Source organism: Microbacterium kyungheense, from assembly GCF_006783905.1.
GTDB lineage: Bacteria > Actinomycetota > Actinomycetes > Actinomycetales > Microbacteriaceae > Microbacterium > Microbacterium kyungheense.
The window spans coordinates 741,906-757,637 of the sequence record NZ_VFPE01000001.1 but is presented as its reverse complement, the minus strand read 5'-3'; the positions used below and the strand labels follow the sequence as shown (position 1 = coordinate 757,637).

Sequence of the window (15,732 nt, the reverse complement as noted above, 5' to 3'; positions counted from 1 at the left end):
CGGGTCAGGGCATGCGGACGCCCACCACGTTCGTCGGCGGGTAGGGTCCCGCCTGGGCGGTGCCGACGAGGCGGTCGCCGACGACCTTCAGCACGAACCGCAGCGACAGCGGCAGCGGTGCGACGAAGTCGACGCGGAACGAGGCGGTGTCGCCGATGATGCTGCCGTCACGGATCGCGATCGGCCCGGTGTCGCCGACCGACGTGCCGGTGAGCGTCGTGCCCGCGCTGGCCAGGGTGAGGTCGTACCGGCGCGAGCCGGCGAGGGTGACGACGTCGATCGCCCATTTCCCATCGATGCCGGCCACGTGCCCACCTCTCGTCCCCACGGCCCACCCGCCGTCGAGGCCATTCTGGCCCCTCGACGTCGAAGGGCGCAGGAACGATTGCATGTAAACCAGTTGACTCACTAGAAGTCAACTGGTTTACTCGCTCTTGTGTCGGACCGCCTGAGCTTCACCATCCACGAACTCGTCGCCGAGATCGATGCCTACGCCGACGGCGTGCTGCGCTCCCGGTACGGGGTCGGGTACAACCACTTCCAGTTCCTCGCCATCCTGGCCGACGTCGAGCCGTCCGACATGACGCGGCTCGCGCACTGCCTCGGGGTCACGAAGGCAGCCGTGAGCAAGCGCGTGCCCGCGCTCGTCGAGGACGGCTGGATCACCGCCGACTCCCCCGCCGGCGCGGGGCGCAGCGTCCTGCTGTCGCTCACCCCCAAAGGCGCCGCCCTGGTCCGCGACGCCGGAGCCGTGCTCGAACGCGACTTCGCCGACATGCTCGCCGCGCCCGCACTGGCGGGCGATCCCATCGACGCCGCGCGCCTCAATGCGCAGCTCAACAACCTGCTCGCCTTCATCCAGAGCCGGCCCGCCGCCGCACCCCAGGAGTGACACATGTCCGTCCCCCGCATCCTCGTGATCGTCGGCACGCCGCTGCCCGACAGCCTCACCCACGCCCTCGCGCACTCGTACGCCGAATCGGCCCGCGCCGCCGGCGCCGAGGTGCGCATCGTCGACCTGGCCGCCGACCCGGTGCCCGGACATCCCTCCGCGCGAGGCGAGGTGCGGATGCCGCGCACCGATGCCGACGGACCGCTCCCGCCGGAGATCCGGGCGTACATCGCCGACGTCGAATGGGCCGATCACCTGGCGTTCTTCTTCCCGCAGTGGTGGGGTTCGTCCCCCGCGGCGCTCAAGACCTGGATCGACCGCGTCTTCGTCTCGGGCTTCGCCTACCGCTACCGGCCGGCCGGCCGACTGTGGGACAAGCTGCTCACGGGCCGCACGGCGCGCATCGTCATGACGATGGACTCCCCCGGTTTCTGGAACGCCTTCACCTACCGCGACGCCGCGATCCGGTCGCTGCGCTCGGCGACGCTCGAGTACTGCGGCATCAAGGTGCGCGGCGTCACGCGTCTGTCCGAGGTGCGGCATCGCACCGAGGCCGACCGCGAGCGCTGGATCGGCGGGATGGCGTCGTTCGGAGCGACGGATGCCGCGGCCGCCGTCGCGCGTCCGCGTGAGGCCGTCGCCGCCTGACCGCGCGCGCTGACGACATCGTGTGCTCTCGCCGAGAGCACGCGAAACGCGCGCCGGGAGCGTGCGCGCTCGGCGAGAGCGCACGTTCCCGACGCGCGTCGTGGTGCGTGTCAGCCGGCGGCGAGCTCGGCGGCCTCGACGACGTTCGTCATGAGCAGGGCCACCGTCATGGGTCCGACGCCGCCGGGGTTCGGAGACAGGTAGCCCGCGACCTCGGCGACGTCGGGGGCGACATCGCCGTAGACGCGGGACTTGCCCGTCTCGGGATCGGTTTCGCGCGTGACGCCGACGTCGAGCACGGCCGCGCCGGGCTTCACATCCGCGGCCTGCACGATGTGCGTGACACCCGCGGCCGCCACGATGACGTCGGCCTGACGCAGATACGACGGCAGGTCGACCGTCCCCGTGTGGGTGAGCGTCACCGTCGCATTGATCTCGCGGCGGGTCAGCAGCAGGCCGATCGACCGGCCGATCGTCACGCCACGACCCACCACGACGACGTGCTTGCCCTTCAGGTCGTAGTCGTTGCGCAGCAGGAGCTCGATCACGCCGCGCGGCGTGCACGGCAGCGGGGTCGTGATCGGCGCGTTGACGTTCAGCACCAGCCGTCCGAGGTTGGTCGGATGCAGGCCGTCGGCGTCCTTCGCCGGGTCGATGCGCTCCAGGATCGCGTCGGTGTCGAGGTGCTTCGGCAGCGGCAGCTGAACGATGTACCCGTGGCACGCGGGATCGGCGTTGAGGCGGTCGATGACGGCCTCGACCTCTTGCTGCGTGGCCTCGGCCGGCAGCTCGACCTGGATCGAGTTCATGCCGATCGCCTCGGACTCGCGGTGCTTCATGCCCACGTACAGCTGCGAGCCCGGGTCGGCCCCGACGAGCACGGTCGCGATCCCCGGCGTGATCCCGCGCGCCTTCAGCGCCGCGACGCGCTCGCGCAGCTCGTCCTTGATGGCGGCGGACGCGGCGCGCCCGTCGAGCTTGACGGCCGTCACTGCTGCAGCCCCGGGTACAGCGGGAACGCGGCGGTCAGGGCCGCGACGCGGGTGCGCAGGGCCTCGACGTCGGCGCCCGGCTGCAGCGCGAGCGCGATGACGTCGGCGACCTCGGTGAACTCGGCGTCGCCGAAGCCGCGGGTCGCGAGCGCGGGCGTGCCGATGCGCAGGCCCGAGGTCACCATCGGCGGACGCGGGTCGTTCGGCACCGCGTTGCGGTTCACGGTGATGTGGATCTCGTGCAGGAGGTCCTCCGCCTGCTTGCCGTCGATCTCAGCATTGCGCAGGTCGACCAGCACGAGGTGCACGTCGGTGCCGCCGGAGCGGACCGCGATGCCGGCATCCTTCACATCCTGCTGAGACAGGCGCTCGGCGATGATGTGCGCGCCGCGCAGCACGCGCTCCTGGCGTTCCTTGAACTCGGGCGTCGCGGCGAGCTTGAACGCCGTGGCCTTCGCCGCGATGACGTGCATGAGCGGCCCGCCCTGCTGGCCCGGGAACACCGCGGTGTTGATCTTCTTGGCGAGGTCGGCGTCGTTGGTGAGGATGAAGCCCGAACGGGGGCCGCCGATGGTCTTGTGCACCGTCGACGACACGACGTGCGCGTGCGGCACCGGCGAGGGGTGCAGGCCCGCGGCGACGAGACCGGCGAAGTGCGCCATGTCGACCCACAGCGTCGCGCCGACCTCGTCGGCGATCGCGCGGAACGCGGCGAAGTCGAGCTGACGCGGGTAGGCCGACCAGCCGGCGATGATCACCTTGGGCTGGTGTTCGATCGCGAGGCGGCGCACCTCATCCATGTCGATGACGCTGGTCTCGGGGTCGACGCCGTACGCGACGATGTTGTAGAGCCGGCCCGAGAAGTTGATCTTCATGCCGTGCGTGAGGTGGCCGCCCTGGTCGAGCGACAGGCCGAGCAGCGTGTCGCCGGGGCGCGCGATCGCGTGCAGCACGGCGGCGTTGGCCGTGGCGCCCGAGTGCGGCTGGACGTTCGCGAACTCGGCGCCGAACAGCGCCTTCGCGCGCTCGATGGCGAGCTCCTCGGCGACGTCGACCTCTTCGCAGCCACCGTAGTAGCGGCGACCCGGGTAGCCCTCGGCGTACTTGTTGGTCAGCACCGATCCCTGCGACTGCAGCACCGACACCGGCACGAAGTTCTCGGAGGCGATCATCTCGAGGTAGCCGCGCTGACGCTCGAGCTCACGCTCGAGCACCTGGGCGATCTCGGGGTCGACCTCGGAGAGGGGGGCGTTGAAGAACTGATCGGTCATGCGATCTCCTGACTCACGGCTTTCGGAAAAGAGGTCCCGCATCGGCCCAGGCGCGCGGTCGAATGCCGTAGTCGGTCGCTCCCCGGTGGTGCCCCACCTCAACGCCAGTCGCGACCCTCCGAGCATAACCGAACTCGACCCGCTAGGCTGGACCCCACCCCTTTTGTTAGGACTCTTTACATGTCGCGTCGACGAGGACCGACCGCCGCCGCGGCCGTCCTGGCCGCCGCGGCCTTGGCCGGCTGCGCGCCGGTCGCACAGAATGGAGACATCGTGTCGCTTCCCGCCGTCGTCCCCGCGCCCGCCTCGATCGAGGCGAGCGCTGGAGCGCCGTTCCGGCTCACGTCCGCCACGTCCGTGTCGGGAGAGTTGGATGCCGCGACCGCCCTCGCGGCGATCCTCACGGCCCGCACCGGCCTGGCGCCGACCACCGCCGAGGGCTCGGCCGACATCGAGCTGCGCATCGCGGACGGCGGCGCGGCCGAGTCCTACCGGATCGCGGTGGACGAGGCATCCATCTCGGTCACCGGCGCGGACGCGGCGGGACTGTTCTACGGGGTGCAGACGCTCGGGCAGCTCGTCGCCCGCGACGGCGAGGGGTGGATCGTGCCTGCGGTCGTCATCGACGACACGCCCCGGTTCGCGTACCGCGGCGTCATGCTCGACGTCGCGCGCCACTTCCACGGCGTCGACACCGTCAAGGGCTACATCGACCGGGCTTCGTCGCTCAAGTTCAACGCCCTCCACCTGCACCTCACCGACGACCAGGGCTGGCGCATCCAGCTCGACTCGCGCCCCGAGCTGACCGAGAAGGCGTCCGGCACCTCGGTCGGCGGCGACGTCACGGAAGGCGCGGAGCGCAGCGGCGGGTTCTACACGAAGGACGACTACCGCGAGATCGTCGAGCACGCGGCATCCCGTCACATGATTGTGGTGCCCGAGGTCGACATGCCCGGCCACACGCACGCCGTCGGACTCGCCTACCCCGAGCTGGCGGAGGATCCGGTCATCTCGGACCACATGCGCGACATCATCCGCGACTACGGCGGGCAGGAGCCGCGCCCGGGAACGCCCTACGACGGCATGGCCGTCGGCTTCTCGTCGCTGAAGATCCACGACGAGGCGACGTACGACTTCGTGGCCGACGTCTTCGGCGAGCTCGCCGCGATGACGCCCGGACCGTACCTGCACTTCGGCGGCGACGAGTCGCTCGCCACCGACGACGAGGACTTCGCGTACTTCGTGACGCGCGTGAGCGCGCTCGTGGCCGACCTGGGCAAGACGCCGGTGGCGTGGCACGAGGCCGGCTCGGCAAAGGACGTCGCCGATTCCACCATCGGGCAGTACTGGGGGTACGTGCGCCCGCAGGAGGGCTTCGCGGCCAAGGCGCAGACCTTCGTCGACAACGGCGCGGGCGTCATCCTGTCGCCGGCCGACGCGATCTACCTCGACATGAAGTACCCGTCGGGCCCCGAGCTCGGTCTCACCTGGGCGAACGGCCCGACGAGCGTCAAGGAGGCGTACGCGTGGGAGCCCGCGGACGTCCTGCCGGGCGTCGACGACGACGCCATCCTCGGCGTCGAGGCGCCGCTGTGGACCGAGACGATCCGCACCGCCGCCGACATCGACACGATGGCCTTCCCGCGCGCCGCCGCGGCCGCCGAGGCGGGCTGGTCGCCCCGCACCGGCGAGAGCGATCTGCGCACGTGGGAGTCGTTCCGCGCGCGCGTGGGCGCGCTCGGCCCGCTGTGGACCAGCATGGGCATCGGCTTCCACCCGTCCGAAGAGATCCCGTGGGTCACCGAGTGACCCACGCGTCCGCGTAGCCCGGAGCACCGCATGAGCATCCTCGTCCACTCCGTCCGCCTGTTCGGGTCGGCCACCGTCGACAGCGACCGCCCCGACGGGTGGGCCCTGTTCGACGGCGGCCGCGTCGCGGCGGTCGGCGTGGGCGCGGATCGTCCGTCCGCCGCCGACGACATCGATGGGAAGGGTGGATGCCTCGCGCCCGGCTTCATCGACATCCACGGTCACGGCGGCGCCGGGGCGGCATTCGACGACGGACCCGACGCGGTGCGCACCGCGCGCGCCGTCCACCGCGCGCACGGCACCACGCGGGCGGTGCTGTCGCTCATCACGGCGTCGATCGACGACCTCGCCGGGCGGGTGGCGATGGTCGCCGATCTCACCGAGGCCGACCCGACGATCCTGGGCTCCCACCTGGAGGGCCCGTTCCTGGATCCGGGGCACAAGGGCGCGCACACCGAATCGCTGCTGCGCGCACCCGACACGTCTTCCGTCGACACGCTGCTGGCGGCCGGGCGCGGCACGATCCGCCAGGTCACCCTGGCGCCCGAGCGCACCGGGGCCTTCGACGCGATCCGCCGGTTCACCGAGGCCGGCGTCGCCGTCGCAGTGGGCCACACCGATGCGGATGCCGCGACCGCCCGCCGTGCCTTCGACGCCGGTGCGACGCTCATCACGCACGCGTTCAACGCGATGCCCGGCATCCACCACCGCGCACCCGGCCCCGTGGTGGCAGCACTGCGGGACGAACGCGTGACGCTGGAGGTCATCGCCGACGGCGTGCACGTCGACCTCGCCCTCGTGGCGACGCTGTTCGCCGCCGCGGGCGATCGCATCGCGCTCATCACCGACGCGATGGCCGCCGCGGGCGCCGCGGACGGCTCGTACGACCTCGGTGGACTCGCCGTCCGCGTGACCGACGGCGTGGCCAGACTCGTCGAGGGCGGTGCGATCGCCGGCTCGACGCTGACGCAGGACGCCGCCGTGCGCCACGTGGTGACCGCCGGGGTCCCGCTCGAGGTCGCGCTGCGCGCGGCGAGTGAGACCCCCGCCCTCGCGATCGGCCGGCCCGACCTCGGCCGGCTCGACGTGGGCTCGGTCGCCGACGCCGTCCTGCTGGACGCGGACCTCGCCGTGCAGCGGGTGTGGATCGACGGCGCTCCCGCCTGACGGCCGCCGGGAAAGGCGAAGGCGGGGCCGAAGGTCCCTCCCCCGAGATCCCTTCGAGCCCCGCCTGGTCCGCGGGCGAACCGCGGGGGCGCTGCCGCCGTCGTGCCCCACACGTCGGGCGGCGTGCCACTCTGACGAAAGAGACGGCGTCCTTCCCGGTCTATTACGCGACTTCTGAGAATTTCTTCTCCGGCCTTGTGCGAGCCACTCCGGGAAAGCGGATGCCGCGACCCGGGCGCTCCCGCGCGCACCGGGTCGCGGCATCCGCCCTGGTCAAAAGCCCCGACGGCGACGACAATGGAAACCGTCGCGGCTCCTGCCGGTGCCGCGCCGGGGAGTTCACAGCGGGACGCGCGCCCGCGAACTGGGTAGATCACATGGACCACGACGACGTCCGCGAGCAGCAGGAGCAGGTCGGTCTCGGCGACGCCGATCTCGTCGTGCGCACGCGAGCGGGCGACCGCAGCGCTTTCGGCGAGCTGTGGCGCCGGCACTACCGGGCGGGCGTCACCGTCGCCCGCAACATGACGTCGAGCCTCGACCCGGACGACCTCGTGCAAGAGGCCTACACGCGCATCTACCAGTCGATCGTGGCGGGGGGCGGCCCGACGGGCTCGTTCCGCGCCTACCTGTTCACCAGCATCCGCAACACCGCGGCGGCGTGGGGCCGGTCACGACGTGAGACGGCGTACGACGAGCTCGACGGCGTCGAGGACCCGTCCGCCGGGGAGCACGCGAGCGAGGCCGCGCTCGACCGCGGCCTCACCCATCGCGCCTTCCGCAGTCTGCCGACGCGCTGGCAGGAGGTGCTCTGGTACTCCGAGATCGAGCAGATGAAGCCGGCCGAGATCGCGCCGCTGCTCGGCATGAAGGCCACCGCCGTCGCGCAGCTGACCTTCCGCGCCCGCGAGGGCCTGCGCGAGGCCTGGATCCAGGCCCATCTGCAGGCGGTCGAGGACGGATCCGACTGCCAGCGGACCATCGAGCGCCTCGGCGCCTACGCGCGCCGCAACCTCGGACGTCGCGACCACGCCAAGGTCGACGCCCACCTCGTCGCGTGCGTGCGCTGCTCCATCGTCGCCAGCGAGGCCCGCGAGGTCTCCAGCCGCCTCGCCCTGGTGCTGCTGCCGCTCGCGCTCGGCGCTGTCGGCACCACCGGGTACCTCGCGACACTGCAGGGCGGCAGCGCGCCGCTCGTCGCGCTGGCCGCCATGCCGTCCACCGTCGTGCAGGGCGCCGTCACCGTGCTGCCCGCCGGCGTGACCGGAGGCGCGGCAGGCGGCGGTGCGGCCGGCACTGGGGCAGCAGGCACAGGGGCGGCGGGCGGCGGTGCGGCAGCCGGATCCGGCGCCGCAGCAGCGGGGGCCGGCGCAGCGTCCGGCGCCGGAGCCGCGACGGGGACGGCCGCAGGCATCGGCTCGGGCGTCGCGGCTGGAGCCGGCGCGGGCGCCGCCGCGGTCTCGACGGTCGCAGCCGGCGGCACGGCTCTGGCAGGCATCGGCGCGGCGTCGGGTCTCGCGGCGGCGAGCCTCGTGGTCGTCGGCGGTGTGGTCGCCGCCGTCTCCCTGCCGCCGGCGGACGCCGCCCCCGAGCCCGCGAAGACCAGCATCTCCGACGTCGCCCCGGTCACTCCCCCGCTCGTCCTCGACACCGGGGCCGCCGACAACGCGCTGCAGCTGCCGGCGAACGGCCCCGCGCCGGCCGACCTGCCCGCCGCGCCTCCGGCCACCACGGACGCCGTCACGACGCCGGTCACGACCACGGACGGCACGACGACCGCCGGGTCGGGCATCGCCGGTTCGGCCGGCGCGAGCTCCGGCGGACAGGGCAACGGTGCGGGCGGTCAGGGCAACGGCGGCGGCCAGAGCAAGGACGACACGAGCGCGACCGCCGGCACCGGCAACAACGGCGTCGGCAACGGCACCACCGGCAACAACGGCGTCGGCAACGGCACCACCGGCAACTCGGGCGTCGGAGACCCCACCAACGGGACCGGCGGCGGCAACGGCGGCACCACCGGCAACAGCGGCACGACGGGCAACGGCACCCCCACCAACGGCACCGGCAACGGCAACGGCGGAAACACAGGCAACGGCGGATCGACAGGAAACGGCACCCCCACCAACGGCACCGGCAACGGCAACGGCGGCAACACAGGCAACGGCGGATCGACAGGAAACGGCACGCCCACCAACGGCACCGGCAACGGCAACGGCGGCAACACCGGCAAGGGCAACGGAACTGCGAACGGCAACAACGGCAAGGGCAACGGAACTGCGAACGGCAACGACGGCAACAACGGCAACAACGGCTAGGATACGGCGAATGCGCCGCAGCGCCTCGGCTCGGCGCCCGCGACGACGGAGTCGACGTCCGCCGCAGCGACCGCCGACGAGCCTGTCACGTCGAACGACAACGGCAAGCGGAACGGGCAGAAGCGCGCGGAGCCGGGCGCGGAGGCCTGAGCCCGGGAGCACCTTGCGTGCCGCCTGGACCGAGGGCGGCGGCATCCACTCGACGTAGACTGGAAGCCATGTCCGACACGCCCCACGTCACGCCTTCTCAGCCCGCCGAACCGGCGCCCGGAACGCGCGCCCCGCTGTCGGCCATCGACGTGCTGGCGTTCGTCTGCGAGATCTTCGCGATCCTCTCGCTGGCGCTGTGGGGCTTCACGATGTTCCCGTTCGCATGGAACATCCTCGCGGGCCTCGCCGCACCCGCCGTCGCCATCCTGGTGTGGGCGCTCTTCGTCTCGCCGCGCGCCGTGTTCGGCGTGCACCCGTTCGTGCGCGCGATCGTCGAACTGCTCGTCTACGCGTCCGCGACCGTGGCGTGGTGGATGATGGGCAACGCCTGGATCGGCCTCGGATTCGGCATCGTGGCCGTCACCGTCGGCGTCATCGCGGGCCGTCGGCGCATCGCGTGACGACCCCGTCCGACCCGCTCGCCCTGCTGCGCGGGGCGCTCGGCGAACGCGTCGACACCACCCCCGCAGCGCTCCACGCGGCACGGGCCGACAAGTCCGGGCATGCGGCCGCCGGTGTGCCCCTGGCGGTCGTGCATGCGCACACCGTGGAGGACGTGCAGCAGACGCTTCGCATCGCCAGCGCGACCGGGACGCCCGTCGTCACCCGTGGCGCCGGCACGGGCCTCGCGGGCGCTGCGAACGCGGGCGACGGCGAGATCGCGCTGTCGATGCGCGGGATGGACCGCATCCTCGAAGTGCGCCCCGACGACCTGCTCGCGGTCGTGGAGCCCGGCATCCTCAACGCCGACCTCAACGCCTCCCTCGCCGAGCACGGCCTCTGGTGGGCTCCAGACCCCGCCAGCCGCGCGATCTCGACCGTAGGCGGCAACATCGCGACCGGCGCCGGCGGCCTGCTGTGCGCCAAGTACGGCGTCGTGCGCGACGCGGTGCTGGGCGTGGACATCGTGCTGGCGGACGGCCGCCTGCTGCACCTCGGCCACCGCACCGTGAAAGGCGTCACGGGCCTCGATCTCACCTCGCTCGTCATCGGCTCCGAAGGGACGCTGGGCGTCGTCGTGGGCGCCACGCTGAAGCTCCGCCGGCTCGTGCCCGGCGAGGTCTGCACGGTGGCCGCCACGTTCCCCGACGTGCGGACGGCGGCCGAGGCATCCGCCGCCGTCACCGCGTCCGGGGTGCAGCCCGCGATCATGGAGCTGATGGATGCCGCGTCCCTCGCGGCCGTGCACGCCCTGCTGTCGCTCCCGGCGCCGACTCCCGGCGCGTCGCAGCTGACGATCCAGACCGACGGACCGGCGGCGGGCGTCGAAGCCGAGGCGATCGCCGACGTCCTCCGCGCCACCGGCGGCACCGTCGCGGTCTCGCACGACCGGGACGACGGCGAGCGGCTGCTCGCCATCCGCCGGTCGATGCACCCCGCGATGGAGACGCTCGGCACCGCCCTCATCGAGGACGTGTCCGTGCCGCGCAGCGCCCTGCCCGCGATGTTCGACGAGATCGCCCGGGTCGAGCGGGAGCACGGCGTCGTGATCCCGACCGTCGCGCACGCCGGCGACGGCAACCTGCACCCGAACTTCATCTTCGACGCCGAGCCCGACGAGTTCGGGGTGGTCGAGGCGCCCGATCACATCTGGGCGGCCGCGGACGACCTCTTCCGTGCCGCCCTGCGCCTGGGCGGCACGCTGACCGGCGAGCACGGCGTCGGCGTCCTGAAGCGCCGTTGGCTCGCCGACGAGCTCGGCGACGACCAGTGGGAGCTGCAGCAGCGGATCACGCGCGCCTTCGACCCGCAGGGCATCCTCAACCCCGGCAAGGTGTTCGCGCGCTGAGGCCCTCCGTCCCGTGCCGGCCGGCGGCCACGGCCGCTGACATCCCCCGATTTCGTTGACTTGCCTCATATGTACGCGACACGCCGGCGTGTCGCGTACATATGAGGCAAGTCAACGGCGCGAGGAGGTGGGCGGGGGTGTCGCGCCGCGGCGCGGGGAGGCACTCCCGGGCGCGGGTCAGTCCGCGGGCGGGAAGACCTGGGTCGGCGCCGCGGGCCGCGGCGCCTCGCGCGGAGCGGACACGATCGCGAGGATGCCGAGGAGCAGCACACCCAGCGTGCCCAGCGCCGAGGCGAAGAAGGTCGCGGCGATGAACTCCGCGCCCACGAAGTTACCGCGAAGCGATACACCGATGATCGACACCACGATCTGCGCACCGGCCGCAACGGCCAGGACGATCAACGGCACCCACCGCGCCCGATGCGGCACGGCACCCGCTCGGCCGATCACGACGGTCGCCACGATGAGCGCACCGAGCAGGAGGACGGTCGTCGCGTTCGGCGCGACGAAGGCCACCGCACCGTCCCACACGGCGATCGGGAAGACCGCCCACCAGATGTCCGACAGCAACGGCATGGCGGCGGCCACGACGAGCGCCACCACGCCCAGGGGCCGACGTGCGACGACACTCCCCTGCCCCCGCACCCCGAAGGCGAACACGACGAGCGCGGCAGCCCACAGGCCGTCGAGGACGAAACCCATGCCGGGGAACGAGAGCGCCGCGTTGCCGTTCGCCAGCAGCACCAGCGCCGCCCGCGCGATCAGCAGCGACCCGCCGACCAGCCACGTCAGGCGAGCGTCGCGCACCGTGGCACCCGCGTCTGCGCCAGGCGCTGTGGGTACTTCGGGCGCGGCGGGGACGGACGCGCCCGGACCGGACGCGCCCGGACCGGGCGCGGTGGCGCGGGACGCCGCGACGCCGGAGGATGCGGCATCCCCCGGCGTCGGCGTCTCTGACGGCTGTGTCATGCCGTCAGCATAGGACTCAGATCCCCTGCCAGTCAGGCTTGTTCGCGTAGGCGTAGCGGTAGTAGTCCGCGCGCGCGAGCTGCGACGCGGCCGCCTCGTCGACCACCACGGTGGCGCGCTCGTGCAGCTGGATCGCAGAGCCGGGAAGGGACGCGGTCACCGGCCCTTCCACCGCTCCTGCGACGGCGGCCGCCTTGCCCTCTCCGAAGGCCAGCAGCACGAGGTGCCGGGCGCGCAGGATCGTGCCGAGCCCCTGCGTGATGCAGTGCATCGGCACATCGTCGATCGAGTCGAAGAAGCGCGCGTTGTCTTTGCGCGTCTGCTCGGTGAGCGTCTTGACCCGCGTGATCGAGGCGAACGACGACCCCGGCTCGTTGAAGCCGATGTGACCGTCGGTGCCGATGCCGAGGATCTGCAGGTCGATGCCGCCCGCCTCGCGGATGGCCTCGTCGTACTCCTCGCCGTGGTGCTCGATGCCCTCAGGCGTGCCGTCCGGCGTGCGGATGAGCGCCGGGTTGAGGCCGAGCGGCTCCACGACCTCACGCGTGATGACCGATCGGTAGCTCTCGGGGTGGGCGGGGTCGATCCCGACGTACTCGTCGAGCGCGAATCCGCGCACGCGCGACACGTCCACGCCCTCCAGGCGCGTGCGCAGGGCCTCGTACACGGGCAGCGGCGTCGAGCCGGTCGCGAGACCGAGCACGGTCTCGGGGTTGTCGCGGATGAGCGACGCGATGTGCTCGGCGACCAGCGCCCCTGCCGCTGCCTTGTCGCGGACGATGACGATCTCAGCCATGGACCAGAGCCTCCTCGGTGTCGTGTGTGGCGTCGCCCTGCGCGCCGACGATCGCGGCCCCGAGCGCCGCAGCCGGCGAACCCGGCGGCAGCAGCTCGACCCGCTCCTGCAGACGCAGCGAGCGCATGAACGGGGACGCTTCGGCACTGGCCGACAGTTCGGCTGCGACATCCGTCATCAGTCGATCGCCCAACGCCGTCACACCCCCTCCGAGCACCACGATATCGACGTCGGCCGTCAGCACCAGTACCCGGATGGCGGCGGCCACGCCGCGGGCGAGACCCGCGCGCAGCTCCCGCGCTTCGGCGTCGCCGGCATCCGCGGCATCGAACACGTCGCGCACGGGCAGCGCAGCACGCCGCCCCCAGCGCTCGGCGACCGCTCCGCCGCCGGCGAACGACTCGATGCACCCGCGCTGGCCGCAGCGGCACAGCGGCCCGTTCGGGTCGACCGAGATGTGGCCGACCTCGCCCGCAGTGCCGCGGGCGCCGCGCCACAGCACGCCGTCCGAGACGATCCCCGCCGCGATGCCGGTGCCGAGGTTGAGGTACGCCATCGATCCGGGGGTCGGCGAGCCGCCGCTGTGCAGCGCGTGCGCGCCGAGGGCGGCCGCCTTCACGTCGTTCTCCACCTGCACCGGCACGCCCAGCTGCGGGGCGACGACGGCCGCGAGGTCCAGCGACTCGACCCCGAGGTTCACCGCGTGCACGACGCGGCCCGTCCCCGGCTCGATCTGACCCGGGATGCCGATGCCCACCGAAAGGACGGCGGCGAGATCGACCCCCGCCTCGGCCCCGAGCGCGCGCACGGCGTCCACGACCGTCTGGCCGACGGCATCCGGACCCCATCCGGTCGGCACGCGAAGCCTGCCGACGATCACGCCGGCGTCGTCCACGGCGACCGCGTCGGTCTTGGTGCCCCCGACGTCGAGTCCGACCCTCATCCGCCGACCTCCGCACGGGAGGCGGCGACTCGGTGCGCGCCCATCAGCCCTTGACCGCGCCCGCGACGAGACCGCTGGTCATGCGGCCCTGGACGATCACGAAGAAGATAATGACGGGGATCGCCACGATGGTCGATGCGGCCATCACCTCGCCCCAGTCGATCGCCCGGCTGGTGCTCTGCTGCACGAACCCGCGCAGCCACAGCGGCAGGGTCTGGTTCTCGGCGTTCATGATCACCAGGGCGACGGTGAACTCGTTCCAGCACTGCAGGAACGCGAAGACACCGGATGCCACGAGCCCCGGCGCCAGCAGCGGCAGCGTGATCCGCATGAAAGCCTGGGTGCGGCTGAGCCCGTCGACCATCGCGGCCTCCTCCAGTTCGGCCGGGACACCGGCGACGAAGCCGCGCAGCATCCACACGGTGAAGGGCACGACCGCGGCGATGTACAGAAGGCTCAGACCCAGCACGTTCGACAGCAGACCGAGCTCGCTCATCATCTTGTACTGCGCGATGAACAGGCCCTCGGCCGGCAGCATCTGCACGATGAGGATCGCGAGGACGAACGTCGTGCGCCCGCGGAAGCGGAAGCGGCTGATCGCCACCGAGGCGAGGAACGCGAACAGAAGACAGCAGAACACCGCGATGATCGTCACCGCGAGGCTGATGCCCAGCGCGCTGAAGAACCTGTCGTTGATGACCGCCCCGAAGTTGTCGAAGTTGCCGCCGAGGGGCAGGAAGGTCGGGGTGAACGACTCGAGCGTCGCCGACGAGAGCATCGACGAGTTGACCATCCAGTAGACCGGGAACACCCAGATGAAGGCCAGCACGATCGCGAGGATGCTCCACCCCCACTTGGCTCCGCGGCCACGGGGGCGGCGCTTGGCGGCCGGCGCGGCCGGCTGGGACGAACGCGGCGCGCGGGTGGGCGTCGGCGCGAGCTGTGCAGAGGCGGACATCAGGCCTGGTCCTCCTTCAGGAGACTGCGGATGTAGAACCAGCTGAGCACGATCGTCAGCGCGAGCACGAAGATCGCCATCGCGGCGCCCTGGCCGAAGTTCAGGCCCGCGACGCCCATCTTGTAGATGTAGGTGCCGAGCAGGTCGTAGCTGGTGGTCTTGGAACCGGCATCCTGCAGCATCGTGATCTGCGTGAAGACGCGCAGGTCCCAGATGAGGTTCAGCAGCAGGACGATCATGATCACCGGACGGATGATCGGCAGCACGATGTAGCGCATCCGCTGCCAGCCGGTCGCGCCGTCGAGCTGGCTCGCCTCGACCATCTCGGTCGAGACCTGCGTGAGACCGGCGTAGGCCGAGAAGGCCACGAAGGGCACGGACATCCACGTGACGATGATCGACGCGACCAGGAAGAAGACGAACGGGTCGCCGCCGATCCAGTTGTACTGGTTCATGTCGACGCCGGGGATGAGGTCGAGCAGGTAGTTGACGACGCCGCGTCGGCGGTCGAACAGCCAGATCCACACCGTCATGGCGGCGACGACGGGCATCGCCCAGGCCAGCAGCAGGGCGATCTGCAGCGTGATGCGCACCCACCCGAAGACGCGGGTCATGAGCAGCGCCAGCGCCATGCCGATGACGACGGTGATGAACGCGGTGACGATGCAGAAGATCACCGAGCGCAGCGCCACTTCCCAGAACGTGGGGCTCGTCGCGACCGCGATGTAGTTGTCGAGTCCGACGAAGTCGGGGGCCTTGCCGCCGAGCTGCTGCAGGGCGCCGTACTTCTGGAAAGACGTGATGACCTGCCACACGACGGGATAGCCCATGCCGAACAGCAGGATGGCGATCGCGGGGATCAGCAGGAGGTAGGGAACGGGCGAGCGGCGACGGGTGCCGACGGACTCGTCGGCACGCTGGTCGTGCTCAATGGTGGTGGGGGCAGGAACAGCCATGCCCGCCTCCTTCGGGG

The 15,732-nt window shown here is 71.8% G+C and carries 15 protein-coding genes and 1 riboswitch; of the genes, 7 read left to right on the top strand and 8 right to left on the bottom strand.

Annotated features, from left to right (window positions below; all coding sequences use genetic code 11):
• Window positions 1–4: 4 nt before the first annotated feature.
• Window positions 5–307, bottom strand: a complete 303-nt coding sequence (locus FB391_RS03280) for a hypothetical protein (RefSeq protein ID WP_141892846.1) — start codon at window positions 305–307, stop codon at window positions 5–7.
• Between the two features lie 129 nt (window positions 308–436).
• On the opposite strand from FB391_RS03280, the gene FB391_RS03275 reads away from it, so the two are divergent.
• Both FB391_RS03275 and FB391_RS03270 read left to right on the top strand, forming a co-directional pair.
• Window positions 437–892, top strand: a complete 456-nt coding sequence (locus FB391_RS03275) for a MarR family winged helix-turn-helix transcriptional regulator (protein WP_141892845.1) — start codon at window positions 437–439, stop codon at window positions 890–892.
• Between the two features lie 3 nt (window positions 893–895).
• Window positions 896–1,540, top strand: a complete 645-nt coding sequence (locus tag FB391_RS03270) for an NAD(P)H-dependent oxidoreductase (RefSeq protein ID WP_141892844.1) — start codon at window positions 896–898, stop codon at window positions 1,538–1,540.
• 110 nt (window positions 1,541–1,650) lie between these two features.
• Here the strand turns inward: FB391_RS03270 and FB391_RS03265 are convergent, their stop codons facing one another.
• Both FB391_RS03265 and glyA read right to left on the bottom strand, forming a co-directional pair.
• Complete coding sequence (locus FB391_RS03265) at window positions 1,651–2,532, bottom strand: bifunctional methylenetetrahydrofolate dehydrogenase/methenyltetrahydrofolate cyclohydrolase (protein ID WP_141892843.1); 882 nt, start codon at window positions 2,530–2,532, stop codon at window positions 1,651–1,653.
• Entirely contained in the window at window positions 2,529–3,803 is a 1,275-nt protein-coding gene (glyA, locus tag FB391_RS03260; RefSeq protein WP_141892842.1) for a serine hydroxymethyltransferase, read from the bottom strand. The genes FB391_RS03265 and glyA overlap by 4 nt, the downstream gene beginning before the upstream one ends.
• Before the next feature lie 37 nt (window positions 3,804–3,840).
• Window positions 3,841–3,925, bottom strand: a riboswitch (ZMP/ZTP riboswitch).
• A 151-nt stretch (window positions 3,926–4,076) separates the two neighbouring features.
• On the opposite strand from glyA, the gene FB391_RS03255 reads away from it, so the two are divergent.
• From FB391_RS03255 to FB391_RS03235, 5 genes are all read left to right on the top strand, one after another.
• Complete coding sequence (locus tag FB391_RS03255; RefSeq protein ID WP_185842977.1) at window positions 4,077–5,612, top strand: family 20 glycosylhydrolase; 1,536 nt, start codon at window positions 4,077–4,079, stop codon at window positions 5,610–5,612.
• Window positions 5,613–5,642: 30 nt separating this feature from the next.
• Window positions 5,643–6,779: an N-acetylglucosamine-6-phosphate deacetylase gene (gene nagA, locus FB391_RS03250; RefSeq protein WP_141892840.1), complete on the top strand. Its 1,137-nt coding sequence runs from the start codon at window positions 5,643–5,645 to the stop codon at window positions 6,777–6,779.
• Between the two features lie 377 nt (window positions 6,780–7,156).
• On the top strand, window positions 7,157–9,094 hold the full coding sequence (locus FB391_RS03245) for a sigma-70 family RNA polymerase sigma factor (protein ID WP_185842915.1): 1,938 nt from the start codon (window positions 7,157–7,159) through the stop codon (window positions 9,092–9,094).
• Window positions 9,095–9,312: 218 nt separating this feature from the next.
• Window positions 9,313–9,705: a YrdB family protein gene (locus FB391_RS03240; RefSeq protein ID WP_141892838.1), complete on the top strand. Its 393-nt coding sequence runs from the start codon at window positions 9,313–9,315 to the stop codon at window positions 9,703–9,705.
• Window positions 9,702–11,093, top strand: a complete 1,392-nt coding sequence (locus tag FB391_RS03235; protein ID WP_141892837.1) for an FAD-binding oxidoreductase — start codon at window positions 9,702–9,704, stop codon at window positions 11,091–11,093. The genes FB391_RS03240 and FB391_RS03235 overlap by 4 nt, the downstream gene beginning before the upstream one ends.
• Before the next feature lie 177 nt (window positions 11,094–11,270).
• Here FB391_RS03235 and FB391_RS03230 read toward each other — a convergent pair whose 3' ends face one another.
• Genes FB391_RS03230 through FB391_RS03210 form a run of 5 tightly spaced genes read right to left on the bottom strand, consistent with a single transcriptional unit; the run spans window position 11,271 to window position 15,715 of the window.
• Window positions 11,271–12,062 carry a hypothetical protein gene (locus FB391_RS03230; RefSeq protein WP_141892836.1) on the bottom strand — a complete coding sequence of 264 codons (792 nt, stop codon included), beginning with the start codon at window positions 12,060–12,062 and terminating at the stop codon, window positions 11,271–11,273.
• 16 nt (window positions 12,063–12,078) lie between these two features.
• Window positions 12,079–12,858, bottom strand: a complete 780-nt coding sequence (locus tag FB391_RS03225; RefSeq protein ID WP_141892835.1) for a glucosamine-6-phosphate deaminase — start codon at window positions 12,856–12,858, stop codon at window positions 12,079–12,081.
• A complete protein-coding gene (locus FB391_RS03220; RefSeq protein ID WP_141892834.1) occupies window positions 12,851–13,801 on the bottom strand; it encodes an ROK family protein in 951 nt (316 codons plus the stop codon). Before FB391_RS03220 ends, FB391_RS03225 begins: the two co-directional genes overlap by 8 nt.
• Window positions 13,802–13,844: 43 nt before the next feature.
• The gene (locus FB391_RS03215) at window positions 13,845–14,759 is read right to left on the bottom strand and encodes a carbohydrate ABC transporter permease (RefSeq protein WP_141892833.1); all 915 of its coding nucleotides are present in this window, start codon (window positions 14,757–14,759) and stop codon (window positions 13,845–13,847) included.
• Window positions 14,759–15,715 (bottom strand): carbohydrate ABC transporter permease, encoded by a 957-nt coding sequence (locus FB391_RS03210; protein WP_141892832.1) that lies wholly within the window; start codon window positions 15,713–15,715, stop codon window positions 14,759–14,761. Before FB391_RS03210 ends, FB391_RS03215 begins: the two co-directional genes overlap by 1 nt.
• Between the last annotated feature and the right edge of the window lie 17 nt (window positions 15,716–15,732).

Excerpts from the sequence above, each read along its gene's own strand:
- FB391_RS03245 (WP_185842915.1), top strand. The coding sequence starts at position 7,157 with ATGGACCACGACGACGTCCGCGAGCAGCAGGAGCAGGTCGGTCTCGGC.
- FB391_RS03270 (WP_141892844.1), top strand. The coding sequence starts at position 896 with ATGTCCGTCCCCCGCATCCTCGTGATCGTCGGCACGCCGCTGCCCGAC.
- FB391_RS03210 (WP_141892832.1), bottom strand. The coding sequence starts at position 15,715 with ATGGCTGTTCCTGCCCCCACCACCATTGAGCACGACCAGCGTGCCGAC.
- FB391_RS03230 (WP_141892836.1), bottom strand. The coding sequence starts at position 12,062 with ATGACACAGCCGTCAGAGACGCCGACGCCGGGGGATGCCGCATCCTCC.
- nagA (WP_141892840.1), top strand. The coding sequence starts at position 5,643 with ATGAGCATCCTCGTCCACTCCGTCCGCCTGTTCGGGTCGGCCACCGTC.
- FB391_RS03220 (WP_141892834.1), bottom strand. The coding sequence starts at position 13,801 with ATGAGGGTCGGACTCGACGTCGGGGGCACCAAGACCGACGCGGTCGCC.
- FB391_RS03240 (WP_141892838.1), top strand. The coding sequence starts at position 9,313 with ATGTCCGACACGCCCCACGTCACGCCTTCTCAGCCCGCCGAACCGGCG.
- FB391_RS03215 (WP_141892833.1), bottom strand. The coding sequence starts at position 14,759 with ATGTCCGCCTCTGCACAGCTCGCGCCGACGCCCACCCGCGCGCCGCGT.
- FB391_RS03225 (WP_141892835.1), bottom strand. The coding sequence starts at position 12,858 with ATGGCTGAGATCGTCATCGTCCGCGACAAGGCAGCGGCAGGGGCGCTG.
- glyA (WP_141892842.1), bottom strand. The coding sequence starts at position 3,803 with ATGACCGATCAGTTCTTCAACGCCCCCCTCTCCGAGGTCGACCCCGAG.